We start from the raw sequence: 25,920 nt of genomic DNA, 5'->3' as shown, positions 1-25,920 counted from the left end.
CATGAAGTTCCGCATAAGAAAGTGCCCCGAATGTGGCAGGTACACCCTGAAGGAGACCTGTCCGGTCTGCGGGGCGAAGACCAAGGTAGCCCACCCACCGCGCTTCTCGCCGGAGGACCCCTACGGTGAGTACCGGCGCAGGTGGAGAAGGGAAGTCCTTGGGATAGAGGTGAGAAAATGAAGGAAACCACCATCTACCTCCTTGAGAGGCCCCAGCTCAGGGACCCGGTGTTCATAGAAGGCCTCCCTGGCATAGGCCTCGTTGGAAAGCTCGCCGCGGAGCACCTGATTCAGGAGCTCAACGCGGTGAAGTTCGCCGAGCTCTACTCACCGCACTTCATGCACCAGGTCATCATAAAGAAGGGCTCAATCGTCGAGCTCATGAAGAACGAGTTCTACTACTGGGTGAACCCCGACGAGAACGGAAGGGACCTAATCATCATCACCGGCGACCAGCAGGTTCCGCCGACGGACAGCCCCGGCCACTACGAGGTTGTCGGCAAGATGCTCGACCTCGTTCAGGAACTCGGCGTCAGGGAGATAATAACGATGGGTGGCTACCAAGTGCCGGAACTCCAGGGCGAGCCGAGGGTCTTAGCTGCGGTAACCCACGAGGAGCTCGTTGATTACTACAAGGAGAAGCTCAAGGACTGCTCCGTCGAGGTAGTCTGGAGGGAGGACGAGGGCGGAGCCATAGTCGGTGCCGCCGGTCTTCTCCTCGGCATGGGCAAGCTCCGCTCGATGTACGGTATAAGCATACTCGGCGAGAGCCTCGGCTACATCGTCGACGCCAAGGCCGCCAAGGCAGTTCTAACGGCGGTCACGAAGATACTCGGAATAGAGCTCGACATGACAGCCCTCGAGGAGCGCGCCAAGGAGACCGAGGAGATACTCCAGAAGGTTCAGGAGATGCAGAGAGCGATGCTCGAGCAGACGATGCCCCCGGCTCCGGAAGAAGAGGACAGGGGCTACCTCTGATACCTTGATACCTTTTATTCTCCTTAACTTCCCCGTTCATATTTTGAAGGCCCAGTCTACCCCTTCCCGTTGTGAACCTGAGGTTAGTAACACTCTTTTCAAAAAGTTTTTTATAGGATAACACCATCTTAGGTCCTGATAACACCAATCAGGAATGAGGGGTGGTGAAATTGCACATACCGGATGGATACCTTGGGCCGTACACCTGCGCGTTTTTCTATTTGATTATGATACCTATTTGGTACAGGGCCTTCAAGTGGCTCAAGAACCTCAAGCCAAGCCAGGTGCCCCTGCTGGGAGTGCTCACGGCCTTTTCGTTCCTCGTGATGATGTACAACATGCCGGTTCCCGGAGGAACGACGGCGCACATCGTCGGCGGAACGATAATAGCGATACTCATAAGCCCCTGGGCCGCAACGGTGTCGCTGACAATAGTTCTGCTCATTCAGGCCCTGTTCTTCGGTGACGGCGGAATAACGACCTACGCCGCCAACGTCTTCAACATGGGCGTCGTCCTCCCCTTCGTCGGCTACTACACCTACAAGTTCCTCACAGAGAAGTTCAAGCTCAACGAGGTCATCTCAGCTGGAATCGGCGCCTACGTTGGACTCGTTGCAGCGGCGATAATGGCGGGCATCGAACTCGGAATACAGCCCTACATTCAGCCCGGTTACTGCCCCTACCCCCTCAGCGTCTCCGTTCCGGCGATGGCGATAGCGCACCTCGTCACAGCAGGCCCCGCCGCGGCGGTCGTCACCGCGGCAGTCGTGTGGTACGTCAGAAAGAGCAGGCCCGACCTCTTCGAGATGAGGACCCTTGCAAGGGGGTGATTGAATGGACAAGGTAACCAAGACCCTCCTCGCAATAGTCGGCGTCATGATAATCCTCTCCCCGATTGGAATACTGCTCGTGTGGAACTACGACGATGCCTGGGGCGAGTGGGACGTCCAGACTGTGGAGCACATGGTCGGCCACAAGTTGCCCGGCATGGAGAAGCTCGCGGACGCCTGGAACCACGCGATTTTGCCCGACTACAACATCCCAGGCTGGGAGGACAAGCTCCACGCCTCGATAGGCTACATAATCTCCGCGATAGTTGGAACGGCACTCGTCGTTGCCCTCTACTACGCCCTCGTCAAGTTCGTGGTCGGCAAGGGCGCCTCCTCCTGAATTTATTTTTTGGTGGTGAGAATGGGGTTCCTCGAAGAGACCGCCAGGGAAGTCCTCGAGTTCACGACCAACGCCGTCTTCTCAGAGAGGTACGCGAGAATGGACGGCCTGCTTCAGAGAATCGACCCAAGGGTTAAGGTGTTCTCGCTCGTTGCGATAGTCGCGACGGTGGTTTCCCTCGGACGGATTGATGTGATTTTAGCTTTCTACTTCCTTGCACTCGTCCTCGCGGTTCTCTCCAGACTGCCGGTAGTCGAGTTCACGAAGAGGGTCTGGGTCTTCATTCCGATTTTCACGGGGGTTATAGCCCTCCCTTCGATATTCATGATTCCGGGCGAGCCGGTTTTTCATCTGTTCGGTCTCACCGCGAGCAGGGAGGGAATCCGCTGGGCGGTTCTCTTTACGCTCCGCGTCGCGACTGCGGTTTCATACGCGATACTCTTCACGATGACGAGCAGGTGGAACGACATCGTCTCGGCCCTCGCGTTCTTCAGGGTTCCCGGAATGGTGATAACCATAATGACCTTAACCTACCGCTACATATTCCTCCTCGCCAAGCTCCTGCTTGACGCGATGCACGCGAGGAGGGCGAGGTTAGCTGGAGAACTCGGCATGGTCGAGAGCTGGAAAGAGGCCGGAAAGCACATCGGGGCGACCTTCATAAAGGCCAACGCCCTCGGCGAGGACCTCTACTACGCCATGCTCTCCAGGAGCTACGCCAACGAAATCGAACCGCTGAGGGAGTTCAAGGCTGGAAAGGTCGACTACGCGTTCTCGGCCTTCACCGTTCTCCTCGTCGTACTAACGTTTGCCTTCACGAGGGGATTGCTATGAAGGTTTACGAGCTCAGAAACGTTTCCTACAGATATCCAACCGGGGAGTGGGCGCTCAGGGGAATAAACATGGATGTTGAGAGGGGAGAAACCCTGGCCATAGTCGGGCCGAACGGCGCCGGAAAGACCACACTGCTCAAGCTGATGGACGCGCTGGTCATGCCAACGGAGGGCGAGATACTGTTCGAGGGAAAGCCGATAACGGAGGACACGATGACGGACGGGGAGTTTCGGCGGAAGGTCGGCTTCCTGTTCCAGAATCCAGATGTTATGCTCTTCAGCGCGACGGTTCTGGAAGATGTAGCTTTTGGACCCGTTCACCTGTGGAGTAAAGAGAGGGGCCTTGAGAGGGCCAGAGAAGAACTCAGAAGACTCGGCATCGAGAAGCTGGCCGATAGACACCCGTACAGCCTGAGCGGTGGCGAGAAGAAAAAGGCCTCGATAGCCTGCGTAACGGCAATGGAGCCGGAAGTTCTTCTCCTCGACGAGCCGACGAGGGATTTGGACTTGAGGAACAGGAACTTCGTGCTCGACATGATTCGGAGCTGGAAGGGGGAAGGAAAGACGGTCGTAGTGGTTACCCATGACCTGAGGCTGATTCGCCTCGCCGACAGGGTTTACGTGGTGAACAAAGAAATCCTCTTCGAGGGAACGCCGAGGGAGCTGTTTTCGAGGCCTGAACTCATAGAGAGGGCGAACCTCGATGTGCCCGAGATAGTGAGGCTCTTCCACGAGCTCGGTATCAACGAAATCCCGCTGAGCGTGGAGGAGGCTGTGGAGATTCTAAGGGGCCTCCTCCAGAGGTGATAAGTTAAACTCACCGCCTTCCCGGCTCCGGCGCCCCGGGAACGTCCCTCAGCTCCCTTCCCAAGATCTTCTCCATGAGCAGACCCATGGCAATCACGAAGACTATCGTGAGGGCCAGCCTCGTTACCATGAACCTCAGCCCTAGGAACTGCAACTCAACTAGCTCCTGCGGAATCTTTATGCAGGCCCAGGCGGAGAGGAAGACGACGACGCTCGCGACGCGGGCGCCTTTCTTGAGCAACGATGCCGCTATCGGGAAGGCCACGTAGAGCGGTCCTGTTGGAAAAGCACCGATGAGTATCGCTATCAGCATGCCTTTGAGCCCGGAGCTTTTCCCGAGGTATTTCACAATCAGCTCATCAGGGACGAAGACTGAGAACAGGCCCATCAGGACCATTACGGCGGGCATTACGAGGAGCATCTCCACGAGGTAGTCCTTTGACGCCGAGAAAACCGGGGTCCTCTTCTCCGGGAACATGAGGAGAAGAACTGCGGTTATCACCACAACGGCACCGAGGAACGCCAAATCGCGCAGGAGGGCCTTCTTCTGATTTTTCATGGCCCCACGGCCCTTCCCCGAACCCTTTGGAACCTTGCCGTCGGCCCTCAAAGTAACACCCCCATTAAGAGGCCTATCAGAATCGCGATTACGAAGCTGAGGACGTTTCTCAGCAGGGCGAAGCGCTTCCCGAGGATTTTAATCTCCAACGGGAGGGTAACGAAGCCAATCATCGTCAGCGTCGTTATGAAAACGGCCACAGAGGTCAGCGAGGCCCCCATCTTGAGCAGGGAAGCGGCGAGCGGGAATGCTATCAGGGACGGTATCTGAAGTATCGCCCCGAGAACTGCTACCGTCAGGACGCCGATGAACCCCGCTTCCTGGCCGACGACGCGGGAGATTGTTTTGGGTGGCACGAAGCCGGACATAAGACCGATTATCAGTATTATCGCAAGCATCGTCGGAAGAATCCGAACGAAAAACTTCACGGAGACCTTCAGGGCCTGCCTCGTCTTTAACCGGTCCTTCATGAAGCCGAGGGCGAGGCAGGCAAGGGCGAGGGCGTTTATGAAGAGCGTCGTTCCGTTCATGGTCTTCCCCGGAAAAAGTGTGAAGGGGACGGCTTATAAAGTTCGTGAACTATTCGGAAACGGGAAAGCGGAACAGCCTTTCCACATCGTCCCAGAGTTCCCGGGCTTCACCCTGGAGGATAAGCCTTCCGTTGGAGATGACGTACAGCCTGTCCACGACGGGCTTCAATGGCTCCCATATGTGGCTTATGACGAGAAAGCTTGTTTCACCCTTCATCTCCCTGAAAAGCTTTACGAATCGTCCCATTGTTTCAAAGTCGATGTTAGCCAGGGGCTCGTCTATCATAATCAACTCGGGAGCGCCTACGAAGGCCTGGGCCACCGCGAGCTTCTTGAGCATTCCCGAGGAATAGTTGGACGTTCTCTCGTCGAGGAAGTCGAGCTGAAAGAGCTTCCCAACGCGCTCGACCTCGCTCTCATCGAAGCCTTTGGAACGCGCTATGAACTCAAGCCACTCCCTACCCGAGATTAGCGGGGGAAACGAAACGGGGTCGTAGGAGACCCCAATCTTCCGTTTAATCTCTGCATCCTTCCAGGGGTTCTTCTCAAAGAGGGCTATCTTTCCGGAAGTTGGCCGGTAGACACCCGTTGCCAGCTTGAAGAAGGTGCTCTTCCCTCCCCCGTTTGGGCCGAGGATTAGGTTGAAGCCCTCGGGAATCTCAACTGTAACACCATCGAGCGCCACTATGCGCCCAAAACGCTTGGTCAGGTTCTTTGCCTCAATCATGCCCTCCACCTCCACAGAGCCAGTACAAAAGCCAGAATTGTTATTGACATGTACAGGGCTTTCTGGACTTTGAGAGTGGGATAAACTCCAGGGTAATAAGCCGAAAACGTTAGGGAGCCGTTCAAGACGTAGACTGCATAACTACCTTCTTTTGGAAGGACTATTGGATAGGCAAGGTGCTCGCTGACGTTGTAAGTGAAAATAGTCCTATTAGAAAACTGGTCCAAAATAATAAGCTTTCCTTTCCCATTAAAGCTGGAGTTCATAACTATCCACCCAGGGGAATGAATCGATACGTAACTGAGTGCCCCCCGCGAGTTCGACATAACCACGGGCCCAATAAAACCAGGGTTTCGTTTCACTGTAATGTATGCCCCCCAGACACCCAGAAGAGCCAACATAATGGATAACAAAAGCACGAATAGGAATCTCCTCTTCATAGGACATCCCTCCTTGTGAAAACCAGTCCAGATACAAGCACGAGCGCTATTGGCACTATGAGACCCCTTAGAAGCCAGGTGAAATCAAACGGTGACGCACCGGATAAAGACCTTGGAAGCATTGAAACAAATGAAAAGGGTGGCCAGTTAAGGCCCGCAAAAAATGGAAGAACAAGAAGGAAAAAGGACGCGATAAAAGCCAGGAGCATATCCCTTAACAGAACTGAAAACAGCAACGAGACCGACAGGGAGAAGAGTACAAAATACGTGGCAAAAACAAGCAGATGGCAGTACTGAGTCGTGAAAAGTATTTTTCGTATAACCCCAAGTATGTCCGCATTTGGGAACACATCTACAATTAAAATAGGGACATACAGGGAAACAAGGGAAAGGAGAAGTGCAGAGAAAAACTTTGCGATAAATATTTCTCCCTTGCTGAAAGGAAGGGAATAAACCGAAAACGCATAACCATGTTCCCTATCGTAGCGGAAGGACAAGACTGACAAGATTGAGACAAGAAGTGCCAGGAGAACCCAGAAACCGGCCGAGAGTGAGAGATAATCAAAGAGATGAACGGCAGTGATGCTCCCTATGGGAGACAATCCCTTGTAAACGGGAGGATGTGAAGAAACAACGGAACCAAGTTCCCATTGGGATTTAAGGTAACCAACTGCCAGAAGATAGGTTAGAGAGGGAATTCCAAGAAGGAAAATTATCAATCTCAAAGAGTCGCTAAGTTCCCAGGCGAGTAATGTCCGGAACTTATTCATAGGTTCACCCCCTCTTTAATGCGAAAACACTGATGAGGAACACGATAGCAACAACCGCGCTAACGGCCCATACCTTGGGAAGAGACGGGGCCACTGCGAGTTGAACGGAAGGCTGAGTTTCTGAATTCGGACTTTTGGGAATGCTAACACTATAAAGGATGAGTCCTGGAGCAACGGCCCTCTGCAGTTCTTCTCCTGAGAATTTGGGTTTTTGACGCTTGGCCATGTTATCCAGCACTGTAACAACACTGATTCCGAGAGATGCCTCGAGGTCTGGAACGACACCCATAAAACCCAGTGTTATGTCGTTGCCGGGATTAAACACGGCCAGTGTTCTCAGAAATGCAATTGCCCCACTTGGGTCTGTAAAGTTAGTTGGTTCACTCATGAGGAGGACGTTTGGTCCAGTAAAGTTACGGTAATACGTCACATACGTCGTCGAGTTCAGAATACGGATTTCGCTAAAGGAGAGACGCTTTCCATCGAGAAACACGTAGCTGTTATTGGAAACGGGATACAAATCAAATAATATCGTGTGCCCATAGGCACGGCCATCAGTTGAATACACTATACCCGTGGGAAGGTATATCCTGTAAGTCCCGTGGAGAACCAGCTTAGTTCCGTAGTCAGACCATTTAAGCGAAACATTATTGCGGGAGTACGGGGTAGTGTTAAGAGGATTCGGAAATGGGGGAGCACACGTTGCGGGGTAATACGCATAAACCTCCGAGAACGGCCATTTAAGGGACTTGTCCCCGTAGAACACGACGGTAACATTAACAGTTACCCAGTTATTGGATAGGTTAACGACTTTAAAAACAACATACGCACTCTGGAAGCCAACGTTAGCAACACAACCATCCCTTTGATAATATGCCCCACCGCCGTAGGCATTCAATGTTGTTCCGTTAGCAAAGTATACCAGCTGAGAACCCGGTTTAACCCAGTATGGAGTCGCGGTTGTGAAGGACGCTGAGAAAAGGAAGAAAAACAGAGTCAGGAGAGGAAATATTCTCTTCTTCATTAAGCATTCCTCCAGTAGTTATACGCTCCCCGGTGGGACACCAACGGAAGCAACTACCTTCATTGCCAGACTCAACACATCGAAATAAGGTCCTTTTCAACATAGACCCAATCCATTTCCACCATGACCAAACTCTACCAGTATTGAAGTTGTATTATGCATTGTTGTCGTAATAATATTTAGCGATTTTGGTTCAACTGTCTATTGATGCTAACGCAACATTATTAACAATATTACAAAAAGTAAAAACATCGCCGAGGAACCCAGATATGAAACGTCTTGGACGGTCGTGGTTGCGTAGGGCTTCCAGACCTGGTCAGTGCAGACGAGGGACTCATTGCTGTTTGAACCGTAGATACTGTAATCGCCGGCGTGGGGAAGGACTATCTCAAACTGAGCGTGACCCAGGACAGTGGAGTTCAACAGGACACGGCCGGTCACATCGTCCTCCACTACCACACGTCCACTCTTACCGTTGCACGTCAGGTTAAGCACTGCCCATCCCGGGGAGTTAAACTGCGCTCCCCTGTTACCAGAAACAGGGTAAACGCCCCCCGGCCATACCGTTTTGTGAATCTGTGAAAACTCAATTACCGGGAGGAGGAAGAGAATCCCAAGGACAAACACCAGGGAAACTATCATGCGATGCCTCATCTAACGTCCCTCCGCAGGATTATTACGAAGGATAACAACGTAAGCACAAGGGGCACGACAAGGCCCCCCACAATAAAGCGCGGTTGAAGGAGAAATTGTGAGAGTGTGAAGTATTCACCAGTCGATATGCTTACGGCCGTTTCCCGGAGGAGGTTCCCCGGTGGAAGGTTTGCGGTCACGAAGTAAGGGATAACGAGGAGCGGGAACGCAAAAACGAGCACCGCGAACATGTTTCTCAAAGTCACCGACAAAAACAGCGTTAGTGAAAGGATGTAGAAAATTGCCATAAAAACCACAATCAACAGGGCCACAAAGCGCTCCCCCGTAAAGAGGGAGAGAACGAACTTGGGTGTTTCTGCAAAGTTAATGGAGACCAGAACAAAGAACGGGACAAACACGACCAGGAGGGACAGTAAAAAGGAGACCAACAGTTTCACAGCAAAAATCTCTGACTTGGAATACGGGAGCGAGTATGTTGTTAATTCATACCTGCCCTCGATACCTGCACGAAACGTCAACGTTACCAGCATCGCAATGAAGAATGTGGCGATAATCCAGAAGTCTTCCGAGGTTATGGCGCGGGCTATCACAAAACCGCTCATTGAGTTAATCCCTTTTACCAAAGTCGCTACCGTTCCAACCTCCCCCGTGCTGATAAGAAGGCTATGCTGGAAGATATAGCCAGTCACAAGAAGTCCCAACGCGGTTATCAGAACCCGTATAGGGTCGTTCAATTCCCAGGAAAGTAGGGTTATCTTCCTACCCATTTCACCGCCCCCTACGGTATGTTACAAGCCCCGCAACCACCGCTATTCCGACAGCGACGGGCAGGAGATACCTGGCTTTTGAGGGCCCGGGGGATGACACTGCTGGAGTCGTGGATTCCCCCAAAGTGGCATTGGCCAGTATAACCCCCTGTGGCCAGACTCCGTTGACTATTTTACCGTTTTTTGTGAGCTTCTCATCTATGGCCAGCGCTCTATCGTCCGTCCACATAAAGCCGTAGATACCAACGGCATGAAAATCCGGTATCGGGTCCATTATGAACGAAAGACATATCCTGTAGCCAGGGCTATAAAAGGCATCAAAAAACGAAATCTGTCCATCGGGTGCCACAACATGAGTGCTGTGAACCAGAAGGTTGGGCTTTGGAAAGCTCGAATAGTAAGTATTTAGGGTCGCATTAATTATTTTAACCTCGGTTATAACCACTCTCTTACCATAGTATAACGCAAATGTTTCGTTCTTGGTAAATCCATCCCAAAGAACCGTATGGCCGTAAGGGTTTCCGTGGAGGTCATACACCCACCCATTGCTGAGTTTTATCTCGTATTCCCCACCCACGGTAAGGGACTTAAGCACAACTCTTGTTATATTGTTTGGCATTCTCGTCACATTGATTACATCACTCGCATTCCAGAAGGGTTTAAAAGTCCCATTGGTCGGATAAAGCACCGTAACGGGCGCAACTGCTACATTGCCTGTACTCACGGAGAGAGTGACCCTTACCCTCGCAATATCTCCGGTTATGTTAAGTACCTTGAAGACCACGGTTATATTTGGACCGGTTACAGCCACCGGAACTCCGCTTGCATTGAAAACGAATCCTCCACCGATACGATGATAGCTAACAGCTTTATACTCAACGAACGAGCCCTGATGAAACCAGTAAGGGGCCGATGTTTCGGAAAGGGAGGCAGTGCTCGGTACAAAAATCAGGGCTAAAATGGACACAAAGATAAACAGGAGAAAACGCCTTCCGCTTGATTTCTTCATTCAGACACCCCCTGTGCAACGTATTGGGGCCGATTGCCAACGCCCCAAACCAACCACAACAGGTTAGTTGCTGTCTTATCAAGCATTAGATATTGATTCTTACGGAAAATTATAATTAAAGGGTTTTGGTTCAAACATCTAACTAATCCTAACTGTTAGATGTAAGAGCAAGAACAACTCCTGCAGAAAACTGTTAATAAAAGAAAACACCTTAGAGGGTTTCCTCCAGCAACTTCAGCCCGAGCTCGAGGTACTCCCTGGCCTTCTCCTCGCTCTTGGCCTCGCTGAAGACCCTTATTATCGGCTCGGTTCCGCTGGCCCTAACCAGAACCCAGCCGTCCGAGAAGAGTATCTTCGTCCCGTCGGTGGTGTCTATCTCGTAGCCCTTAGCCTTGGCGAGCTCGGCAACCTTGGCGACTATCGCCTTCCTGTCGCCCTCCACGTGCCTCTTCGTCTTGAACTGGTAGTACTTTGGCAGTTCATCAATCAGCTCGCTGAACTTCTTTCCGCTCTTCGCGAAAATCTCGACTATCTTTGCTACTGTCATCGCCCCATCCCTTCCAAGGACGAAGTCCGGGAAGATGACACCACCGTTCTCCTCGCCACCGATGGTTCCGTTGTGCTCAAGGAGTGCCCTCGCGACAATTAAATCCCCAACCTTCGTGCGCATAACCTTCGCGTTGTTCCTCTTCGCAATGTCATCGAGCAGGTTGGAGGTCGCTATGGTGGTAACGAGCAGTCCACCGCCGTTTTCCCTGAGAACCGCGTCGGCAACGAGGGCAAAGGTCTTGTCACCCTGGATGAAGCGCCCGTTCTCGTCTATGAAGACGGCCCTGTCAGCGTCGCCGTCCTGGGCAACACCGAAGTCGGCACCGAGGGCCTTCACAATCTTCATGAAGTCTCTTAGGTTCTCCTCGTTCGGCTCCGGGTTTCTGGCCGGGAAGTGGCCGTCCGGGTGGGCGTTGACGCTGACGACCTTACAGCCGAGCTCGCGCAGAAGGTAAGGCAGAGTCAGGCTTCCGGCGCCGTTGGAGGTGTCAACGACGACAAACGGTTTTCTCTTCCTGATTGCCTCAACGTCCACCCTGCTCTTTATCGCCTCGATGTAGGGTTTGATTATGTTCTCCTCGCGAACCTCGCCGATTTCGTCCCACTTCGCCCTGTCGAAATCCTCGTTGAAGAAGACCTCTTCAACGACCGCCTCGCGCTCATTCTTGAGGCCCATTCCGTTCGGTTCGAGGAGCTTTATGCCGTTGTACTCCGGTGGATTGTGGCTGGCCGTAATAACCGCCCCGCCGTCGGCCTTGAAGTGGTTGGTGGCCCACTGTATCGCCGGGGTGGGTGCTATTCCCACGTCGATGACGTCACAGCCGACGCTGAGGAGTCCGCTGATGAGCGCGTTCTTCAGCATCTCACCGCTCACCCTCGTGTCTCTGCCGACGACAACGAGGGGTTTTTCCCTTCCCTCGCGCTTGAGCATCGTCCCGAAGGCCATGCCCATCCTGAGCGCGAACTCGGGCGTTATCTTCTCGTTGGCGATTCCTCGAACACCGAAGGTTCCGAACAGCTTCCCCATCTCAGACCCTCCCGAACTCGTCGTCAAAGCGAACTATGTCGTCCTCGCCGAGGTACTCACCAATCTGGGTCTCTATGACCTCCAGAACAACCTTTCCGGGGTTCTCAAGGCGGTGCTTAACGCCGGCGGGAATGAACGTGCTCTCCCCGGGCCGGAGGAGTATCTCCCTGTCCCCGACGATGACCTTGGCGGTTCCCCTGACCACGACCCAGTGCTCGGAGCGGTGGTAGTGCATCTGGAGGGAGAGCTTCTTGCCAGGCAGAACGGTCAGGCGCTTTATCTTGTAGCGGTCGCCCTCTTCAAGCACGGTGTAGCTTCCCCAGGGCCTGTAGGCGGTTCTGTGGACGATGACGCGCTCGTCGCCGAGCTCCTTCAGAGCCTTGTAAACCTCCTTAACGCGCTGGCTCTCACCCTTCTTCGCCACGAGCAGGGCATCGCCGGTGTCTATGATTATCAGGTCCTCAACGCCGACCGTCGCAGTGAGCCTCTCGGTCATTATGAGGTTGTTCCTTGAGTTGACGCCGACGTGGTAGCCCTTTTTCCCGCGAACCCTGACCGCGTTCCCGTCTGAGTCCTTCTCGAGGACCTCGTATATTGCATCGAAGCTTCCGAGGTCGCTCCACTTCGTGTTGAGGGGAACGACTGCCGCTTTGTCGGTCTTCTCCATGACGCCGTAGTCTATGCTTATCTCCGGGACGCGGTTGTAGGCCTCCTCGACGTCCCCACTCTCCTCGAAGGCCTCCCAGACGTCAAGGGCATGCTTCTGGACCTCTTCAATGAAGAGCGAGCTCGAGAAGGCGAACATCCCGCTGTTCCAGTAGTAACCGCTCTCGACGTAGCGCTTTGCCGTCTCCAGGTCGGGCTTCTCCTTGAACTCTGAAACCGTGTACCCGATTATCCTTCCGTCCTCTTCAATCTTCTCGCCCGGCTTTATGTAGCCGTAGCCCGTGTGCGGTCTGGTCGGCTTGATTCCGAAGGTGACGAGGTGATTCCTTGCTAATTTTTCAGCGTTCTCGAAGGCCCGCTCGTAGGCCTCGTTGACCTCTATGAGGTGGTCGCTGGGCAGGACGGCGACGACAGAGTTCCCGAACTCCTCCTCTATCCTGAGCGTCGCCCAGAGGATTGCCGGCAGGGTGTTCTTTGCACTCGGCTCAAGGAGGATGTTGTCCTCGGGGATTTCAACGCCCAGCTCCCTCAAATCGTCCAGAACGCGGAAGCGGTAGTTTCTGTTTGTTACAATGAATATTTCACTCGGCTTCGAGAAGAGAAGGGCCCTCTCGACGGTCTTCTGGAAGAGGCTCCTATCGTCGAGGAAGCGGACGAACTGTTTGGGCATCAGCTCCCTGCTCAGGGGCCACAGCCTCGTTCCCTTTCCTCCCGCAAGGATTACGGTCTTCACGGTATCACCTCCAGCAATTCTTCAATCGAGCTTATATGCTTAGCCTTTGGGTGGGAAAGGCTTCCAACGATAAAAGCGTTATCAACGACTTCAAACAGGGGGAAATCGTTCTCGCCGTCCCCGAGCGCGTAGCTCTCGACTTCACCGAGGAGAGAGTAGAGTTCGAGGAGAGCCCTGGCCCCTTTACCCTTGTCGGTGTTGCCGGTGACGTTCAGGAACCTCGTCCCCCTGCTCACTTTAAGGCCCATCTTTTCAAGCTCCGCCTCGAACCCCTCCTTCTCCCACCGGAATATCGTCTCGCTGTATTCGCGCTTCATCGCGAGCTTTGCGAGCCCCTCGGGCAGGCCCGAGAAGGTAATAACTTCCTCAAGGCTTGAGTTGCCGTAGTACTTGAGCCCGTACTCCTGGGACAGTCCGTCAAGCGCGCGCTTTATCTCGGGATATGGCTTCCCGAGCTCAATCACGCGGTACTTTCCGCGTTTCACCCCGAACTCACCGACGACCTTGGGAGGGAGGTAGTTGACCGGAACGTAGACCGCGCTTCCGTTTTCAACCACGAAGGGCTTCTCAAGGTCCCAGGCCTTCAGGTAGTACTCAACTTCAAAACGGGTCTTTGAGGTGTTCACGACGACCTCGTAGCCCCGCCTCAGGAGCTCCCCAATGACCGGACGGGCCCCCTCGGGCGAGTAATCGCTTCCCAGGAGGGTCCCGTCGAGGTCGAGGAAGATGACCCTAATCAACGCTCACACCTCGAACTCGAGGAGCGTCTCGGCCTCGTCCTCAAGGGTTTTCATCCACTCGTTCACGTCTATTCCCTCAACCGGTGGCATAACTCGGGGCTTCGGAGGTTCCTCGTTCTCGCCGAGTAAACCGTGAATCCTAAGCTCGTGAAGTACCTTTTCCTTGAGCTCACCTGTGGCGAGCTCGGAGTGGTAAATCGTCCCAAGGGAGCTCAGCAGCATCGACCTCACGTGCTCCTTGCCCTTGTCCTCGTGGAGGTGCGGGTTCAGCGTTTCAATCTGGAAAACCTCGACGCCCTGGTCGTAGACCTCATCCTTGCCCCTGCCCCACCTTCCGAAGGTCTCGAAGAGGTAGACCAGCTCGTAGGGCTCTATGGCGTAGCCTGTAGCGAATGGCATTATCTCGGCGAGCTTGATGCTCATCGCGTGCTCACCGGCGTTGGCCGTCGCTATGATGTTGGTCTCGAAGTTGGTGGCAACTCCAAAGAGGGCGTTCATGTAGCGGTTGGTTATCTCGCTGACGCGCCCCCACTTCTTGAAGTAGAGGCCCTTCGTCGTCACCTTGGGCTTGTGGCGCCAGCTCAGCCTGACCATCGTGTAGTCGCTCTCGCTCATGAGAAAGCCAGCGGCGTAGTCCTTGACGTACTCGTTCACCGAACCGGGGATGTAGTTGTCGGCATCGACGAAGCCGACGTATTTCGCGCCAATGGCTTTCGCGAGGAGCAGGCCGATTAGCATGCCCTCCCCCTTACCGCTCCTCACCGAGTCGCCGTCGAGTATCTCGGTGTAGCCGGTCTTTTTGAAGGCCTCGGCCAGGCCTGGGTCCTTCTGGTGAATCATGATTATCCGCGAGCGCGTGAGGTTGTAGAAGTGCTTTACCAAATCCACCTCCTGCTTGAAGAGGTTCGGCCCCTCCCGCTTGCTGTTCGAGACGATTATTATCGGGCACTGGTGCGGAATCGCTTTGAGCACGCCGTCGACGAGCTGGAGCTTCTCGTCCTTCATAGGGACTACTATCGCTATGTCCTCGAGGATTCGGTAGATGTCCTCTCTCGGAACGTTCCTGACGGTGAAGGTTCCAACGTCCCTCGTCTCGCTGTCCAGCTTTATGACCTTCTGGACCTCGTAGATTTCAACGGCCCCGAAGAGCTCCTTATAAACCGGCGCCTCAAGTAGCAAAGCATCACCTCCAAAATCCTTTCAAATGAAAAATACGGCGGGGAAAATTAAAAGCTTGCCCTCAGCGGAGGGCGAACTCCCCGACGAAGGCCGAGCTCGATATGGTGTCGCCTATACCGACCGTTGACTTCGGTTTGGCCACTATCTTTGTCGGCACGAAGGCGAGCTGGCAACCGTTGACTTCAGCGAGTCCTTCCTTCATCCCGTACTCTTTGGCCAAGGCCTCCTCGACGGGTTTTACCTTCTCGTTCACTGGCACATCCATGGCCTTGACTATCTCGTCTATCGAGGGAACGTCGCCGAGCTTGGCCTTCGCGGCCGCGGCCAGCGCCCCAAAGAGCAGAGCATCGCGGACGAACTCGCCCCCGTAAGCGGTCAGCGCGAGGTAGTAGCCGTAGGTGTGGAAGTGAATCCTCTTAACGCCGAGCTCGGCCAGCTTGAGCATCGCCTCGGTAACCGCAATCGGGTCGACGGGGTCGTTCGCGAGGAGCTTTTTGGCGAGGCTCTTCTCGCCCATCACTTCCATTATCGAGGCCAACTCGACCTCGTTGAGGCCGACGCTCCAGAAAGCTGGGAGCAGGTCGAGGATAGCCTTCCTCACCGTCTCGTCAGGAGTAAAGGCGAACTCGAGGTGGGCGGGAATGTTCTTCTCGTTGAGAACCTTCAGGTGCTCCCTTACCGTCTCGAAGGGCTCGCGGTAGTTGTCCTTGGTCAGGGCCTGAAGTCCGCTGATTATCGCGAGGCTAACGCCTGAAGCTATTTCGTCAAAGCGCTCCCTGAACTCGTCGCGGATGAAGAGGGTCGTGTTGTAGTCGTCGGCCGCACCTATGAAGCGGTTTTCGCGCGGGGCCTCGAAGTCGAGGACCCTGAAGCCCCGGGGAAACTCGTAGATAAAGTGTATGCAACTCTCCTCATCGCCACCGAAGTCTCTCGGGTGGACGAGTCTGAGCTCATCGTTTTCGACCTTGGGCACGTAAATCGGCCCGTCCTTGAAGAGGCCCGCCTGGAGCTTCGAGAGCTGGGGAACGTGCGCCACAACAGGAATCCCGTAAACCCCTCCAAGGAGGTTGGCCATTATCCCAACTTGACCGCCCATTCTCAGCTCGTCCCAGCCCCAGCGCCTCATGTAGAAGCGGACGGGACAGCTCTCAACGAACAGTTCCGCAGCTTTGCCCCTCCTGACGCTCCAGAGGATTGAGCCAAGCAATTGAGGAACGCTTTTTATGCTCTCCGGGAGCTCCTCGGAGTAGCGGAGGACTTCTTCCTTTCCAGCCTTTTCAATCCTTGCCTCAAGGTCGCCCCTTTCAAGGTATTTGATGGCGTCGATGTTGGTGTTGTAGGCCAGGAGAACGCCCTCAACGTTGCCTATGCTGGCTTTAACTCTCTCGAAGGCAGAAGCGTAAAGCCCGTCCCACATTATGTATCACCGAGAGTGAAAAGTAAAGGGGACTAATAAGGGTTTCGCTCACTTCCAGCGCGGGTTGTCTATAAGCTTAACCTCGCCGTTCTCCTCGACGACGAGCTTGGCGAAGCCCTTCTCCTTTATCGAGCCGTAGTCGTGGCCTGCATCTGCCGGGTAGATTGCGAGGAATACGAAGGGCTCGTCGCCGGTGTTCACAGTCCTGTGCGCCCAGTAGGGCGGAACGTAGACGACCGTTCCCGGCTCCATCGGAACCCACTCAACTTCCCCTTCCGGCGTCTGGAGGAGCATTCCGCCCTTCCCCTTGAGGGCGTAGTAGATTTCGGCCCTGTCGGCTTTCGCGTGGAAGTGGCCCTTGGTGAAGAAGAACTCCTTACCGACTTTGCCTGGGTAGAGGATTGTCGTCGCGAAGTTGAGGTCGCCGTCTTTCTCCTCCTGCTCAATTGCATAGACCTCGTAGACAACGGGGTCCTCCTTGAGAAGCTCCTCGTAGGCCTTCTCGTCGTAGAAGTAGCCCTTCATATCGCTGAGCCTTCTAACGAGCTTCTTTGCCCCGGGGATGGTTCCGTTCTCATCAATCCTGACGCCGAAGGGTCTCTTGTACTCCATAAGCACCACCGAAGAAACTCCACTTTAACTTATTTAACCTTTCCCCAGAGTATCACCTGAGGTGGTGGTTCACTCCTTGGCGCGGACTTCAATCTTCTTGCCGATTACGAGTTCAGCCGCTTTAACGGCCGCACCACCGCTCCCGACCGCGATTCTAACCTTATCAGCGGGAACGTAGACGATAATCTTATCGTCGGTCTCCTCAATGTCGAGTATTTCCACGTTCAGCATCTTCTCAAGCCTGTCCCTCATGGCCAATCCCCGAAAATTTTCCTCACTTCTCCATATAAAAGTAACGTCCGTTCAGGAGCCTCTCGATGCCGGGCTTGTGCCCGAGACCGACGACGGCTATAACCCTGGGCCTCTTAATCCCCCGCGCGAGGAGTGAATCCACTATCGCCATCAAGTTCCTCGCCATCACCTCGTTGCGCTCCTCGACGAGGACGCGGTAGAGGTAGGGGTAGCGACGCCTGAACTCGACCATCATCGTCCTGTACTCCTCCATCGGATCGCCGACCTCGGCCTTTCCCAGGGGCAGGAAAACGCTCAGGCCCTCGAGCGCCATGAGGAGCTTCTCCCTGAAGGGTGCCGAGGAAATCTTGGAGAGGATTACGCTGATGTCCTCGTCAATCAGGTACAGCGGTATTCCCAACAGCTTTGCAGATTCTATCGCGGCCTTCATCTCCTCGCCGGGCGACATCCCAAAGGTCTCGCCGAGCTTTTCTTCGACCTTGGCCAAAGCGTAGTTTATCAGACCGGCCCTGCCCATTCTGAGTGAATCCTCAAGCGTCAGCTCGACGTTTCGCTCCATCCCCAGGAAGCGCGCCCTGTCGAGCTCTATCGCGACGGCGTGCGGCCTCTCCTCCAGTATCGTCCTGATGACCTCCTCCCTGCTCCTCGGCGAGACGTGCATCGTGCCTATTAGCTTAACGTAGCGGAGGTAGTTCATATTCCTCCCTCCAGAAGGTTCCGGAGTTGCCACTCGCCGGATTTGTACGTTAAAACGTCGAAGTCCCTTGGAATGACGAAGTTCACGCCGAATTCCCGGCATATCCGCGAGGCTTCGCTCAGGTATTCGTCGTAGGTGTAGCGGAAGGCCCTGTGGAATAGGGCGAGTAGCTTTACCTTCGCCCTCCTCGCGGTCTCGCAGGCCTCCTCAACGGTGGAGTGGTAGCTGTCCCCCCGGTCTTCATTGCTGAGGTAAGTGGCGTCGTGAATCAGCAAATCTGCCCTCTCGGAGAAGAGCCTCACCCTCTCGGCCGGCTCGGTGTCGCCAGTGTAGGCTATCTTAACCCCCCGTCTCCTTGGCCCGGTGACGTCTTCAAGGCGGATTATCCGGCCGTTCCACTCGATTTTGCCTTCACGCTCAAGCTTTCCGAGTATCGGGCCGGGCTTGAGGCCATACTGCTTAAGCTTCTCGGGCAGGAACTTTCCGCGCCTATCTTTCTCCTTGAAGACGTATCCCAGAGCCGGAATCCCGTGCTCGACCTTGAAGCTCCAGATTTCGTAGTCTTTGAACTTCAATCTCGTTTCACCGAGCTCGTGGACGTGTATATCGAAGACCGGCCTGAAGAAACCGCTGTTGAGGAAGTTCTGCACGAACTCGAAAGTGTACTTCGGCCCGTAGATGTGGAGGGGCTTTTCACGATTCCAGAGGTTCATCGTCTGAATCAGAGCGGCTAAACCGAGGTAGTGGTCGCCGTGGAAGTGTGTGATGAAAATCTTCTCCACCTTCATCGGACTGAGCTTCGCGGTGTTCATCTGCCTTATCGTGCCCTCGCCGACGTCGAAGAGTATGATTTCCCCCTTGTAGCGGAGCGCTATAGCTGGAACGTTCCTCTCGCGCGTCGGCATTATTCCGCCAGTGCCGAGAAAAATCACCTGAAGCATGTTGGTAGCTCTCGCGGAGGGGTTAAAAAGGTAGCCAAAGAATTAAATACATCGGCGCGTTAGAAAACCGGGGTGAAAGCATGGAGGAGATTATGAAGGCCATCGAGGAGAAGAACTGCGAAAAGCTCAGGAGGATTCTCTACTACAAGGTGGACGACCTGAGCGACGAGGAGCTTAAGGAGGTCCTCGAGAAGGCCGAGGCGCTCGCTAAGGAGTGCAAGGACTGGGAGCTGTACAAGCTCGTGCTCTACTACTACCACGAGATACTCAACGAGGACAAGATTTCGGAGTTCGAGAAGCTCGCGAAGGAGAGCGACGACTTCGAGCTGAAGTTCCACCTGGCTGACCTCTACTACCTCATCGGGGAGCTTGAGAAGAGCCTTGAACTGTTCAGAGCGCTCCTTGAAGAGGAGGTCGCCAAGGGCAACATCGAGCACGCCGCGAGGATATACTACAGCATGGCCATGATTCACGAGGAGCTCCAGGAGTACGAGAAGGCCCTCGAGCTAATCGAGAAGGCGGAGGAGCTTTACAGGGAGCTCGGCGACGAGAGGGAACTCCTCAGGATTGAGATTCACAGGGGCTACATAACCTTCGAGGCCGGCGAGGCCTACAGGGGCAAGGCCATAATAGCCGGCGTCCTGCCGAAGGTTCTCAACGACAACGAGCTTCTCGTCGAGGCACACCTCAGCTTCGAGGAAATCTTTGAGGAGGAAGAGAACTACGATGCGGCCTTACAGGAGTGCCTCTACGCCCTCATAAGGGCGAAGGGAACGGACTACGAGGACATAGCCTTCGGTTCATTGATGGACGTCCTCTGGCAGCTCTTCCTCGACGACGACTTCGAGACGGTTTACCTCAACATAGATATGTTCATCAACGCCTTCCCGGACATGAAGGACTTCTTTGAGGCGGTAAAAGCTCTCGCACTCTTCAAGGACGGCAAGATTGACGAGGAAGAGGCCAAGAAGGCCATCGAGAAAGTCAAGGACCCAAGGTTGCTCGAGATGCTCGAGTTCCTTGGTGAGGCGGAGCTTTAGAGGGGAACCACAACCGGAACCCCTCTTACCTCCCCTATCTCCACCTTAACGCCGTAGACTTCCTCAAAGAGTTCCTCGCTCAGGACTTCAAAGTTACCGTCCGCTATTTTTCTCCCGTCCTTCATGAAGACGAACCTCTTGGCAAAGCGCAGGGCAAGGTTTACGTCGTGCATGACCGTAATGACGGTCTTCCCCTCCCTCGCCAATTCCCTCGCGAGCCTCATCACCTCAAGCTGGCTCTTGAGGTCGAGGTTGTTGGTCGGCTCGTCCATCAGCAGGATTTCCGGTTCCTGAGCCAGAGCCCTCGCTATGCTGACCTTCTGCAGTTCCCCACCGCTTATCTCGTTCGTCCTCTTGAGGGCCAACTCCTCAATGCCGAGCCTCTTTAGTGCATCTTCAACGACCTTCAAATCCCTCTCCGAAGGGGTTAACCCCATGTAGGGTCTCCTGCCGAGGAGAACGGTGTCGAAGACCGTCAAAAACCCCGGCTCGACCCTCTGCGGGACGTAGGCGAGAACCTTCGAGAGCTCCCTTGGGGAGTAGTCGTTAATCGGCCTGCCCTTGACGAACACACCGCCACACTTCAGAATTCCGGCGAGACACCTGAGGAAAGTGCTCTTTCCGGCCCCATTCGGCCCGAGGATTGCCACGAACTCACCCTCACTTACTTCAAGGCTTATTCCCCTCAGGACCTCCCGCTCGCCGTAGGAGAAGCTTATGCCTTTCGCCTCAATCATCGCCGGCCCTCCATCTTCACGAGGAGGTATATGAACGTCGGCGCGCCGAGGAACGATGTTATGACGCCGACGGGAAGGTTCATAGGCGAGACGATTAGCCTCGCGACTGTGTCGGCCGAGACGAGGAGTAGCGCTCCTGCTAACGCCGAGAGGGGAATCAGCGAGCGGTAATCACCGCCGGCGATGAGACGCATTGAGTGGGGCGCTATGAGTCCGATGAAGCCGATTACCCCCACGAAGGCCACCGTTACGGAGGTTATGAAGGCTGAGAGAAGTGTCCCGATTAGCCTTTCTCTCTCGATGTTGACCCCAACGCTCTTGGCTATCTCGTCTCCAAGGGTTGAGGCGTTCAAATCCCACCGCTTGACGAGGAAGTAGGCGAAAACAAAGGCGAAAGCGACGGCCATTATGGCGTTTTCCCGCCACGTTGCTCTCGCGAGGTTTCCGAAGCTCCAGTAGACCATCGCCGAGAGCTGAAGCTCGTTGGCGAAGTACTGGACGAGGGTAGTTAGAGCAACGTAGAGGGAGCTCATCGCAACTCCGGCCAAAACTATTGCCTCTGGACTCAGACCGCGGAGCCTCGCGAGGGCGAGAATGACGAGGGTAGCGCTTATCGCCCCGAGGAACGCGAAGAGAACGACGGCGTAGGGGTTGTTGAGGAAGACCTGCCCCGAGTTGAGGGAATAACCCGCGCCGAGGATTATGGCGAGGGAAGCACCGAACATGGCCCCGTTCGAGACCCCCATAGTGAACGGTGTGGCGAGGGGATTTCTCAGGTAGCCCTGCAGAACCGCGCCGGCGATGCCCATCGAGGCCCCGACGAGGATTCCGGCGACGATTCTCGGGAGCCTTATGCCGAGGATTACGAGGCGGTCGTCCCTGCTCCCACCGCCGAAGAGAACCGCGAGGACTTCCCTAACCGGAACGTGGTAGGGTCCGCTCGAGAGGGAGAACAGAGAGACCGCTAACAGGGAAAGGAAAAGGGCGAGGCCTATGAGGAACTTTCGCCTCAGGTACGCCCTGTAGTCCATGACCATAGGCATCACGGGTTCGTTGGAAGGCCGTAGGTGACGTTTCCGCTGGCGAGGTCTATCTTCCCAAACCCGCCGAATTCCTTGGCGAGCTCGCCGTAAACCGGCTTTCCGACGAGGAAGGTGAAGATTTCGTTGGCCTTCTCAACGGGGTCTATACCCTTGAAGCGCTCCGGGTAGATAACCTTTCCGATGTAGTATGCGTCAGCTATGGCAATTCCGATGTTGGTGTTGTAGAAGTTGTAGGGCAGGACTCCGTAAACGTGGCCCTCCTTGACGGCCTTGAGCGAGTTGTAGAAGTCGGGGTTGCTCTTGTAGTCGTCGAGGATTATCTTCAAGCCACCCTCGTCGATGAAGATGTAGTCCGGGTTCTCCTTCAGCAGAAACTCCTTGTCCACCTGCACCCAGCCGTTTTTACTGCTCAGGTTCGAGGCGACGTTGTCGAGGTGGAGAACGGTAAAGGGCGCGTAGTCGGTGAAGGTGCTCGTTATCCCGTGGGCGCCCTTGAAGCCTATGCCACCGACGTAAACCCTCGGGCTCTTCAGGCCCTTCGTGAGGTTCTCAAGGTAGCTCTGCTGTTCCTCGATGAACTTTATGACCTCCTCGGCCCTCTTCTCCTTTCCGAGGATTTTTCCAGCTAAGAGGAGCGACTTGAAGAAGACCGGGTCTGTGAAGTTCTTCAGCGTTCCGTAGCTGAGAACCACGACGGGGATTCCCGTCTTCTGCTGAACCTCATCGGCGGTCTGCTTACTAACAAAGACCATGAAAATTACCTGCGGGTGAACCTTAATCAGGGCCTCCATGTCCGGAAGCTTTCCGGGACCGCCGGGGCCGATGACCGGCAGTTTGAGAAGCTCAGGGTGGGCCAGGATGTATGGCCTCCCGTAGGGGAAGCGCTTCTCGAACTCCTCGATTCCAACCACCTTATCGGTCGCGTTGAGGTAGACGAGGATTCTCAAAGCTCCCGGTCCGACGGCCACGACCCTGCTAACGTTTGCCGGAACCTTCACGGTTCTTCCGAGGGTGTCGGTGACGGTGATGTAGCCCGGGCTCGTGGTTGAGCTCGTTACCGCTGGAGAGGAACTGGCTGGCTTGGTTGAGCTCGACGTTGACGTTCCTATGCATCCCGCTATTGAAACGACCAGCAGGATTACGAGGAGCGCGAGGGCCTTCTTCATCTGTATCACCAACTCCAAAAAAGGTAGCACGCTTTTAATGGTTTTGGTGCATCGATGTTACCAACTCTTTGTTCCAAACCGGCAGATTTTTAGGTGAACCTTGTTTCATTAATTCTGGTGATGAACTTGAGAATCGCGGTTCCGCTTGCTGGGGAAGATTTCGAATCAGAGGTTTCGGAGCACTTTGGGAGGGCAAGGCGCTTTGCGATAGTTGACGCCGAGAACGGAGAAATCAGGGATGTCAGAATAGTTGAGCTCCCCTTCGAGGAGCACGGGCCGGGCGACATTCCGAACTTCCTGAGAGAGCAGGGGGTAGAGGTTGTCCTCGCCTACGGGATAGGGAGGAAGGCGATTGCCCACTTCGAGGCCCTCGGCATTCGGGTGATTCCGGGGATAGGCGGGAAAGCACGGAAAGCCGTCGAGGCGTTTCTTCGCGGGTCTGCCGAGAGCGACCCCCAGTGGAGGGAGCGGATAAGTGAGGGCAGGGAGCACAAAACATGATAAGATTTTTAAATGAACTTTTCTTCATTTCTTTGGTGGTCGCATGGGAGTTAAAGACTTCGCCCCGAGCTGGTTTGCGAGCGTGATGGGAACCGGAGCGCTCGCTTTGGTCAGCAAAGCCTATTCATCAAAACTTTCTGCGTTGAACGGCTTTGCTGAGTTCCTCGCCTACCTCAACACGCTCCTGTTTTTCGTCCTCCTCGTTCCCTGGACGCTGAGGTGGGTAAAGTACCGCGAGGAGGCCTTAAAGGACCTCTATCACCCGGTTCTCGGCAACTTCTACGGGACTATCGGCGTCGCCTCGCTCGTCCTCTCGGCGGACTGGCTGTTCATCTTTGGGAATGAAAGGCTCGCCTGGGCCTTCTGGCTCTTTGGGGTGCCCTTTGTCCTGCTCTTCGCCTTCCTGATTCCCTACATCGTCTTCACAGGAGAGGGAATAGACACCAAGAACATAACGCCCGCCTGGTTCATTCCGCCGGTCGGGCTCATAGTAATCCCCATCAGCGGGGCGAAGCTCATGACACTCTCCTCCGGAACGGTGAAGGAGCTGATGGCCTTCATCAACTACTTCGCCTGGGGCGCGGGCTTCTTCCTCTACTTGGCCCTCTTCGCCATCGTTATGTACCGCTTCATAAAGCACGAGCCGATGCCCTGCGGGATAGCTCCCTCAATCTGGATTAACCTCGGACCAATAGGAGCCGGGACGAGCACGCTCTACGCCCTCGTGAAGGCCAGCGACTTCCTAAAGGTGAAGGAGCCTTTCCTGGCCTTCGGGTTAATCTTCTGGGGCTTCGGTGTCTGGTGGTTCGTCATGGCAGTAATACTGACGCTCCACTACATCAGGAAGCTCAACCTGCCGTACAGCCTCGCGTGGTGGGCGTTCATCTTCCCCTTCGGCGCCTACGTCAGCGCGACCTTCAAGGTCGGGACGACCTTCGGGATAAACGCGATAACGGACTTCGGCTTCGCCCTCTACTGGCTCCTGCTGGCGATGTGGCTGGTTACTGGAGCCTTAACGCTGAAGAACTTCGTCTTCAGAAGCTCAGCGCGACAAGGAGCGTCTTGAGGGCTATGACGTACATTATGGCCCCTATCACCTTTTTTACCTGCCCCGAGCTCATCTTGAAGTGCATCAGGTGAGTTCCCAGCCAGCCACCGAGTATTGCTGGAACCGAAACCCAGAGTAGCAACTCCCAGTCAAGAGTCCCGAGCTTCCAGTAGGTCAGAAACCCGCTCAGCGATGAGAAGAACACTATTAAGGCGGTAGTGCTGGCGACTTTCTTCGGCTCGTAGCCAAGGAGGATTAGGGCCGGGCTGATTATTCCGCCACCTCCGACGCCGAGGAGACCACCGAGGAAGCCCGCGATTCCTCCAATCAAAGAACCCTCAACGAGGTGGTTGCCCTTTCTTTTCCGCTCCTTCGGCCTGAAGAAGAGCATCATTGTCCCGGAGTATAGGAGGAAAGCCACGAAGACAGCCAGAACGACGCGGTGTGGTATGAACTTCCCGGAGTAAGCTCCGAGGGGAGATGCCAGAGTCGCGGTGACGAGAATCGGCAGACCAAAGCGGACGTCGAGCTTTTTCGCCCGCAGGTTCTTGACGGTCGCTGAAAGCATCGAGAGGACGTTTATGAAGAGGCCGGTCGGCTTGGCGCTCATCAGGGGCACTCCAAGCCAGCCCATGACGGGAACTATGGCTATCGCCGAGCCCACGCCACCTATCGAGAAGACCACGCTAAGGATGAAGGCTATGAGCGCTAACTCCGGGTAGTTCGTTTTAGGCCACCCGAAGAAAATGAGAAGAGCCTCATTTAAAAGGTTTTTCATCTTTGAGTTCATCTCTGAGGTAGGTCTTCCTGAGCTCCTCGGCTTCAATCTCTATGAGCCTCAGGAGGGCGTATTCAAGGAGTCTTAACTCCACGAGGAGCTCAACGAGCTTTTTACGCCTTCCCTCCAAAGACTCTTTCGCGAGCAGTTTCCTGACGGTTTCTTCAAGGGGCATGACTTCCTTCTCAAGGATTATCTTTGGCTGTTCAAGGAACTTCTCGAAGAGGGCCGGAATCGCCGTGAAGTACTTCGTCCGCCCCCTCTTTTGAACCTCAACGAGGTAGTCCCTCTGAAGCCTGCTCAAGGCCGTTGAAATAGCTGACCTGCTGAAGCCGGTTTCCTCAACGAGGTCCGATATCGTCATGGGTTCCCCTCTCAGGAGGAGCAACGCGTATATCCTCCCCTCAACGTGCGAGTAACCCCAGCGTATCATGAGCTTCTCAACGAGATGAACGAACGCCTCTTTATCCCCCACAGAGCCCACCAAGGGTTGGATAGGGCGCGGAATCTTAATAAGTTTGCTCCG

General features: G+C 54.7%; 32 protein-coding genes. 9 read left to right on the top strand and 23 right to left on the bottom strand.

Annotation, left to right across the window (positions count from 1 at the left end; all coding sequences use genetic code 11):
- The first annotated feature begins 1 nt into the window (after position 1).
- The 6 genes from E3E28_RS07515 to E3E28_RS07490 all read left to right on the top strand — a co-directional run bounded on the left by E3E28_RS07515 (position 2) and on the right by E3E28_RS07490 (position 3,788).
- Positions 2–181, top strand: coding sequence for an RNA-protein complex protein Nop10 (locus E3E28_RS07515; RefSeq protein WP_099210085.1), 180 nt, complete (start codon positions 2–4; stop codon positions 179–181).
- Positions 178–978, top strand: coding sequence for a proteasome assembly chaperone family protein (locus tag E3E28_RS07510; protein ID WP_042688952.1), 801 nt, complete (start codon positions 178–180; stop codon positions 976–978). Before E3E28_RS07515 ends, E3E28_RS07510 begins: the two co-directional genes overlap by 4 nt.
- 164 nt (positions 979–1,142) lie before the next feature.
- The gene (gene cbiM, locus E3E28_RS07505) at positions 1,143–1,808 is read left to right on the top strand and encodes a cobalt transporter CbiM (RefSeq protein WP_342764481.1); all 666 of its coding nucleotides are present in this window, start codon (positions 1,143–1,145) and stop codon (positions 1,806–1,808) included.
- A 4-nt stretch (positions 1,809–1,812) separates the two neighbouring features.
- The gene (locus E3E28_RS07500; RefSeq protein ID WP_167914609.1) at positions 1,813–2,148 is read left to right on the top strand and encodes a PDGLE domain-containing protein; all 336 of its coding nucleotides are present in this window, start codon (positions 1,813–1,815) and stop codon (positions 2,146–2,148) included.
- Between the two features lie 21 nt (positions 2,149–2,169).
- Positions 2,170–2,982 (top strand): cobalt ECF transporter T component CbiQ, encoded by an 813-nt coding sequence (gene cbiQ / locus E3E28_RS07495; RefSeq protein ID WP_167914608.1) that lies wholly within the window; start codon positions 2,170–2,172, stop codon positions 2,980–2,982.
- Positions 2,979–3,788, top strand: coding sequence for an energy-coupling factor ABC transporter ATP-binding protein (locus tag E3E28_RS07490; protein ID WP_167914607.1), 810 nt, complete (start codon positions 2,979–2,981; stop codon positions 3,786–3,788). The genes cbiQ and E3E28_RS07490 overlap by 4 nt, the downstream gene beginning before the upstream one ends.
- A 10-nt stretch (positions 3,789–3,798) precedes the next feature.
- On the opposite strand, the gene E3E28_RS07485 is transcribed toward E3E28_RS07490, so the two are convergent.
- The 18 genes from E3E28_RS07485 to E3E28_RS07400 all read right to left on the bottom strand — a co-directional run bounded on the left by E3E28_RS07485 (position 3,799) and on the right by E3E28_RS07400 (position 19,081).
- Positions 3,799–4,398, bottom strand: coding sequence for a permease (locus E3E28_RS07485; protein WP_167914606.1), 600 nt, complete (start codon positions 4,396–4,398; stop codon positions 3,799–3,801).
- Positions 4,395–4,877 (bottom strand): permease, encoded by a 483-nt coding sequence (locus E3E28_RS07480; RefSeq protein ID WP_167914605.1) that lies wholly within the window; start codon positions 4,875–4,877, stop codon positions 4,395–4,397. Before E3E28_RS07480 ends, E3E28_RS07485 begins: the two co-directional genes overlap by 4 nt.
- Positions 4,878–4,926: 49 nt before the next feature.
- The gene (locus tag E3E28_RS07475) at positions 4,927–5,604 is read right to left on the bottom strand and encodes an ABC transporter ATP-binding protein (protein WP_167914604.1); all 678 of its coding nucleotides are present in this window, start codon (positions 5,602–5,604) and stop codon (positions 4,927–4,929) included.
- Positions 5,601–6,044: a hypothetical protein gene (locus E3E28_RS07470; protein ID WP_167914603.1), complete on the bottom strand. Its 444-nt coding sequence runs from the start codon at positions 6,042–6,044 to the stop codon at positions 5,601–5,603. The genes E3E28_RS07475 and E3E28_RS07470 overlap by 4 nt, the downstream gene beginning before the upstream one ends.
- A complete protein-coding gene (locus E3E28_RS07465) occupies positions 6,041–6,814 on the bottom strand; it encodes a hypothetical protein (RefSeq protein ID WP_167914602.1) in 774 nt (257 codons plus the stop codon). The genes E3E28_RS07470 and E3E28_RS07465 overlap by 4 nt, the downstream gene beginning before the upstream one ends.
- 4 nt (positions 6,815–6,818) lie before the next feature.
- Positions 6,819–7,838 (bottom strand): hypothetical protein, encoded by a 1,020-nt coding sequence (locus tag E3E28_RS07460; protein WP_167914601.1) that lies wholly within the window; start codon positions 7,836–7,838, stop codon positions 6,819–6,821.
- A gap of 210 nt (positions 7,839–8,048) precedes the next feature.
- Positions 8,049–8,492 (bottom strand): hypothetical protein, encoded by a 444-nt coding sequence (locus E3E28_RS07455; RefSeq protein WP_167914600.1) that lies wholly within the window; start codon positions 8,490–8,492, stop codon positions 8,049–8,051.
- Positions 8,489–9,259 (bottom strand): hypothetical protein, encoded by a 771-nt coding sequence (locus tag E3E28_RS07450; protein WP_167914599.1) that lies wholly within the window; start codon positions 9,257–9,259, stop codon positions 8,489–8,491. The genes E3E28_RS07455 and E3E28_RS07450 overlap by 4 nt, the downstream gene beginning before the upstream one ends.
- A 1-nt stretch (position 9,260) precedes the next feature.
- On the bottom strand, positions 9,261–10,268 hold the full coding sequence (locus E3E28_RS07445) for a hypothetical protein (RefSeq protein WP_167914598.1): 1,008 nt from the start codon (positions 10,266–10,268) through the stop codon (positions 9,261–9,263).
- A 211-nt stretch (positions 10,269–10,479) separates the two neighbouring features.
- Positions 10,480–11,844 carry a phosphoglucosamine mutase gene (glmM, locus tag E3E28_RS07440; RefSeq protein WP_167914597.1) on the bottom strand — a complete coding sequence of 455 codons (1,365 nt, stop codon included), beginning with the start codon at positions 11,842–11,844 and terminating at the stop codon, positions 10,480–10,482.
- A 1-nt stretch (position 11,845) separates the two neighbouring features.
- Positions 11,846–13,243, bottom strand: a complete 1,398-nt coding sequence (locus E3E28_RS07435; RefSeq protein WP_167914596.1) for a mannose-1-phosphate guanylyltransferase/mannose-6-phosphate isomerase — start codon at positions 13,241–13,243, stop codon at positions 11,846–11,848.
- Positions 13,240–13,983, bottom strand: coding sequence for a mannosyl-3-phosphoglycerate phosphatase (gene mpgP / locus E3E28_RS07430; RefSeq protein ID WP_206203813.1), 744 nt, complete (start codon positions 13,981–13,983; stop codon positions 13,240–13,242). The genes E3E28_RS07435 and mpgP overlap by 4 nt, the downstream gene beginning before the upstream one ends.
- 3 nt (positions 13,984–13,986) lie before the next feature.
- Entirely contained in the window at positions 13,987–15,162 is a 1,176-nt protein-coding gene (gene mpgS, locus E3E28_RS07425; protein WP_167914595.1) for a mannosyl-3-phosphoglycerate synthase, read from the bottom strand.
- A 61-nt stretch (positions 15,163–15,223) separates the two neighbouring features.
- On the bottom strand, positions 15,224–16,579 hold the full coding sequence (locus E3E28_RS07420) for an ADP-specific glucokinase (RefSeq protein WP_167914594.1): 1,356 nt from the start codon (positions 16,577–16,579) through the stop codon (positions 15,224–15,226).
- Positions 16,580–16,627: 48 nt separating this feature from the next.
- Positions 16,628–17,191 (bottom strand): glucose-6-phosphate isomerase, encoded by a 564-nt coding sequence (pgiA, locus tag E3E28_RS07415; protein WP_167915312.1) that lies wholly within the window; start codon positions 17,189–17,191, stop codon positions 16,628–16,630.
- 69 nt (positions 17,192–17,260) lie between these two features.
- Positions 17,261–17,443 carry a KH domain-containing protein gene (locus tag E3E28_RS07410; RefSeq protein ID WP_042688913.1) on the bottom strand — a complete coding sequence of 61 codons (183 nt, stop codon included), beginning with the start codon at positions 17,441–17,443 and terminating at the stop codon, positions 17,261–17,263.
- A 22-nt stretch (positions 17,444–17,465) separates the two neighbouring features.
- A complete protein-coding gene (locus E3E28_RS07405; protein WP_167914593.1) occupies positions 17,466–18,140 on the bottom strand; it encodes a TraB domain-containing protein in 675 nt (224 codons plus the stop codon).
- Entirely contained in the window at positions 18,137–19,081 is a 945-nt protein-coding gene (locus E3E28_RS07400) for a ribonuclease Z (protein ID WP_167914592.1), read from the bottom strand. The genes E3E28_RS07405 and E3E28_RS07400 overlap by 4 nt, the downstream gene beginning before the upstream one ends.
- Positions 19,082–19,161: 80 nt before the next feature.
- Between E3E28_RS07400 and E3E28_RS07395 the strand changes: the two genes are divergently transcribed.
- Positions 19,162–20,121, top strand: a complete 960-nt coding sequence (locus E3E28_RS07395; RefSeq protein WP_167914591.1) for a tetratricopeptide repeat protein — start codon at positions 19,162–19,164, stop codon at positions 20,119–20,121.
- Here the strand turns inward: E3E28_RS07395 and E3E28_RS07390 are convergent.
- Genes E3E28_RS07390 through E3E28_RS07380 form a run of 3 tightly spaced genes read right to left on the bottom strand, consistent with a single transcriptional unit; the run spans position 20,118 to position 23,067 of the window.
- A complete protein-coding gene (locus tag E3E28_RS07390; RefSeq protein ID WP_167914590.1) occupies positions 20,118–20,858 on the bottom strand; it encodes an ABC transporter ATP-binding protein in 741 nt (246 codons plus the stop codon). The genes E3E28_RS07395 and E3E28_RS07390 overlap by 4 nt on opposite strands.
- Positions 20,855–21,889, bottom strand: a complete 1,035-nt coding sequence (locus E3E28_RS07385; RefSeq protein WP_167915311.1) for an iron ABC transporter permease — start codon at positions 21,887–21,889, stop codon at positions 20,855–20,857. The genes E3E28_RS07390 and E3E28_RS07385 overlap by 4 nt, the downstream gene beginning before the upstream one ends.
- 11 nt (positions 21,890–21,900) lie before the next feature.
- Complete coding sequence (locus tag E3E28_RS07380; RefSeq protein WP_167915310.1) at positions 21,901–23,067, bottom strand: iron ABC transporter substrate-binding protein; 1,167 nt, start codon at positions 23,065–23,067, stop codon at positions 21,901–21,903.
- A 120-nt stretch (positions 23,068–23,187) separates the two neighbouring features.
- On the opposite strand from E3E28_RS07380, the gene E3E28_RS07375 reads away from it, so the two are divergent.
- Both E3E28_RS07375 and tdt read left to right on the top strand, forming a co-directional pair.
- Entirely contained in the window at positions 23,188–23,568 is a 381-nt protein-coding gene (locus E3E28_RS07375; protein ID WP_342764480.1) for a NifB/NifX family molybdenum-iron cluster-binding protein, read from the top strand.
- Between the two features lie 43 nt (positions 23,569–23,611).
- Positions 23,612–24,634, top strand: coding sequence for a tellurite-resistance/dicarboxylate transporter (gene tdt, locus E3E28_RS07370; RefSeq protein WP_167914589.1), 1,023 nt, complete (start codon positions 23,612–23,614; stop codon positions 24,632–24,634).
- On the opposite strand, the gene E3E28_RS07365 is transcribed toward tdt, so the two are convergent.
- Positions 24,603–25,394 carry a sulfite exporter TauE/SafE family protein gene (locus E3E28_RS07365; RefSeq protein ID WP_167914588.1) on the bottom strand — a complete coding sequence of 264 codons (792 nt, stop codon included), beginning with the start codon at positions 25,392–25,394 and terminating at the stop codon, positions 24,603–24,605. The two genes, tdt and E3E28_RS07365, sit on opposite strands and share 32 nt — an antisense overlap.
- Positions 25,375–25,878, bottom strand: a complete 504-nt coding sequence (locus E3E28_RS07360; RefSeq protein ID WP_342764479.1) for a helix-turn-helix domain-containing protein — start codon at positions 25,876–25,878, stop codon at positions 25,375–25,377. The genes E3E28_RS07365 and E3E28_RS07360 overlap by 20 nt, the downstream gene beginning before the upstream one ends.
- Positions 25,879–25,920 lie beyond the last annotated feature (42 nt).

The organism is Thermococcus sp. 21S9 (assembly GCF_012027635.1).
GTDB lineage: Archaea > Methanobacteriota_B > Thermococci > Thermococcales > Thermococcaceae > Thermococcus.
Note: the sequence above shows the minus strand (reverse complement) of the source record. Positions and strands in the feature narration are given on the sequence as shown.

Bases quoted from the DNA above. Each gene is read 5' to 3' on its own strand.
- E3E28_RS07385 (WP_167915311.1), bottom strand. From the start codon at position 21,889: ATGGACTACAGGGCGTACCTGAGGCGAAAGTTCCTCATAGGCCTCGCC.
- E3E28_RS07390 (WP_167914590.1), bottom strand. From the start codon at position 20,858: ATGATTGAGGCGAAAGGCATAAGCTTCTCCTACGGCGAGCGGGAGGTC.
- E3E28_RS07460 (WP_167914601.1), bottom strand. From the start codon at position 7,838: ATGAAGAAGAGAATATTTCCTCTCCTGACTCTGTTTTTCTTCCTTTTC.
- E3E28_RS07465 (WP_167914602.1), bottom strand. From the start codon at position 6,814: ATGAATAAGTTCCGGACATTACTCGCCTGGGAACTTAGCGACTCTTTG.
- E3E28_RS07405 (WP_167914593.1), bottom strand. From the start codon at position 18,140: ATGAACTACCTCCGCTACGTTAAGCTAATAGGCACGATGCACGTCTCG.
- pgiA (WP_167915312.1), bottom strand. From the start codon at position 17,191: ATGGAGTACAAGAGACCCTTCGGCGTCAGGATTGATGAGAACGGAACC.
- E3E28_RS07455 (WP_167914600.1), bottom strand. From the start codon at position 8,492: ATGAGGCATCGCATGATAGTTTCCCTGGTGTTTGTCCTTGGGATTCTC.
- E3E28_RS07515 (WP_099210085.1), top strand. From the start codon at position 2: ATGAAGTTCCGCATAAGAAAGTGCCCCGAATGTGGCAGGTACACCCTG.
- E3E28_RS07490 (WP_167914607.1), top strand. From the start codon at position 2,979: ATGAAGGTTTACGAGCTCAGAAACGTTTCCTACAGATATCCAACCGGG.
- tdt (WP_167914589.1), top strand. From the start codon at position 23,612: ATGGGAGTTAAAGACTTCGCCCCGAGCTGGTTTGCGAGCGTGATGGGA.
- E3E28_RS07395 (WP_167914591.1), top strand. From the start codon at position 19,162: ATGGAGGAGATTATGAAGGCCATCGAGGAGAAGAACTGCGAAAAGCTC.
- E3E28_RS07500 (WP_167914609.1), top strand. From the start codon at position 1,813: ATGGACAAGGTAACCAAGACCCTCCTCGCAATAGTCGGCGTCATGATA.
- E3E28_RS07410 (WP_042688913.1), bottom strand. From the start codon at position 17,443: ATGAGGGACAGGCTTGAGAAGATGCTGAACGTGGAAATACTCGACATT.
- E3E28_RS07375 (WP_342764480.1), top strand. From the start codon at position 23,188: ATGAACTTGAGAATCGCGGTTCCGCTTGCTGGGGAAGATTTCGAATCA.
- E3E28_RS07480 (WP_167914605.1), bottom strand. From the start codon at position 4,877: ATGAACGGAACGACGCTCTTCATAAACGCCCTCGCCCTTGCCTGCCTC.
- glmM (WP_167914597.1), bottom strand. From the start codon at position 11,844: ATGGGGAAGCTGTTCGGAACCTTCGGTGTTCGAGGAATCGCCAACGAG.
- E3E28_RS07380 (WP_167915310.1), bottom strand. From the start codon at position 23,067: ATGAAGAAGGCCCTCGCGCTCCTCGTAATCCTGCTGGTCGTTTCAATA.
- E3E28_RS07420 (WP_167914594.1), bottom strand. From the start codon at position 16,579: ATGTGGGACGGGCTTTACGCTTCTGCCTTCGAGAGAGTTAAAGCCAGC.
- E3E28_RS07510 (WP_042688952.1), top strand. From the start codon at position 178: ATGAAGGAAACCACCATCTACCTCCTTGAGAGGCCCCAGCTCAGGGAC.
- E3E28_RS07400 (WP_167914592.1), bottom strand. From the start codon at position 19,081: ATGCTTCAGGTGATTTTTCTCGGCACTGGCGGAATAATGCCGACGCGC.
- E3E28_RS07475 (WP_167914604.1), bottom strand. From the start codon at position 5,604: ATGATTGAGGCAAAGAACCTGACCAAGCGTTTTGGGCGCATAGTGGCG.
- cbiQ (WP_167914608.1), top strand. From the start codon at position 2,170: ATGGGGTTCCTCGAAGAGACCGCCAGGGAAGTCCTCGAGTTCACGACC.
- E3E28_RS07450 (WP_167914599.1), bottom strand. From the start codon at position 9,259: ATGGGTAGGAAGATAACCCTACTTTCCTGGGAATTGAACGACCCTATA.
- E3E28_RS07470 (WP_167914603.1), bottom strand. From the start codon at position 6,044: ATGAAGAGGAGATTCCTATTCGTGCTTTTGTTATCCATTATGTTGGCT.
- E3E28_RS07445 (WP_167914598.1), bottom strand. From the start codon at position 10,268: ATGAAGAAATCAAGCGGAAGGCGTTTTCTCCTGTTTATCTTTGTGTCC.
- E3E28_RS07365 (WP_167914588.1), bottom strand. From the start codon at position 25,394: ATGAAAAACCTTTTAAATGAGGCTCTTCTCATTTTCTTCGGGTGGCCT.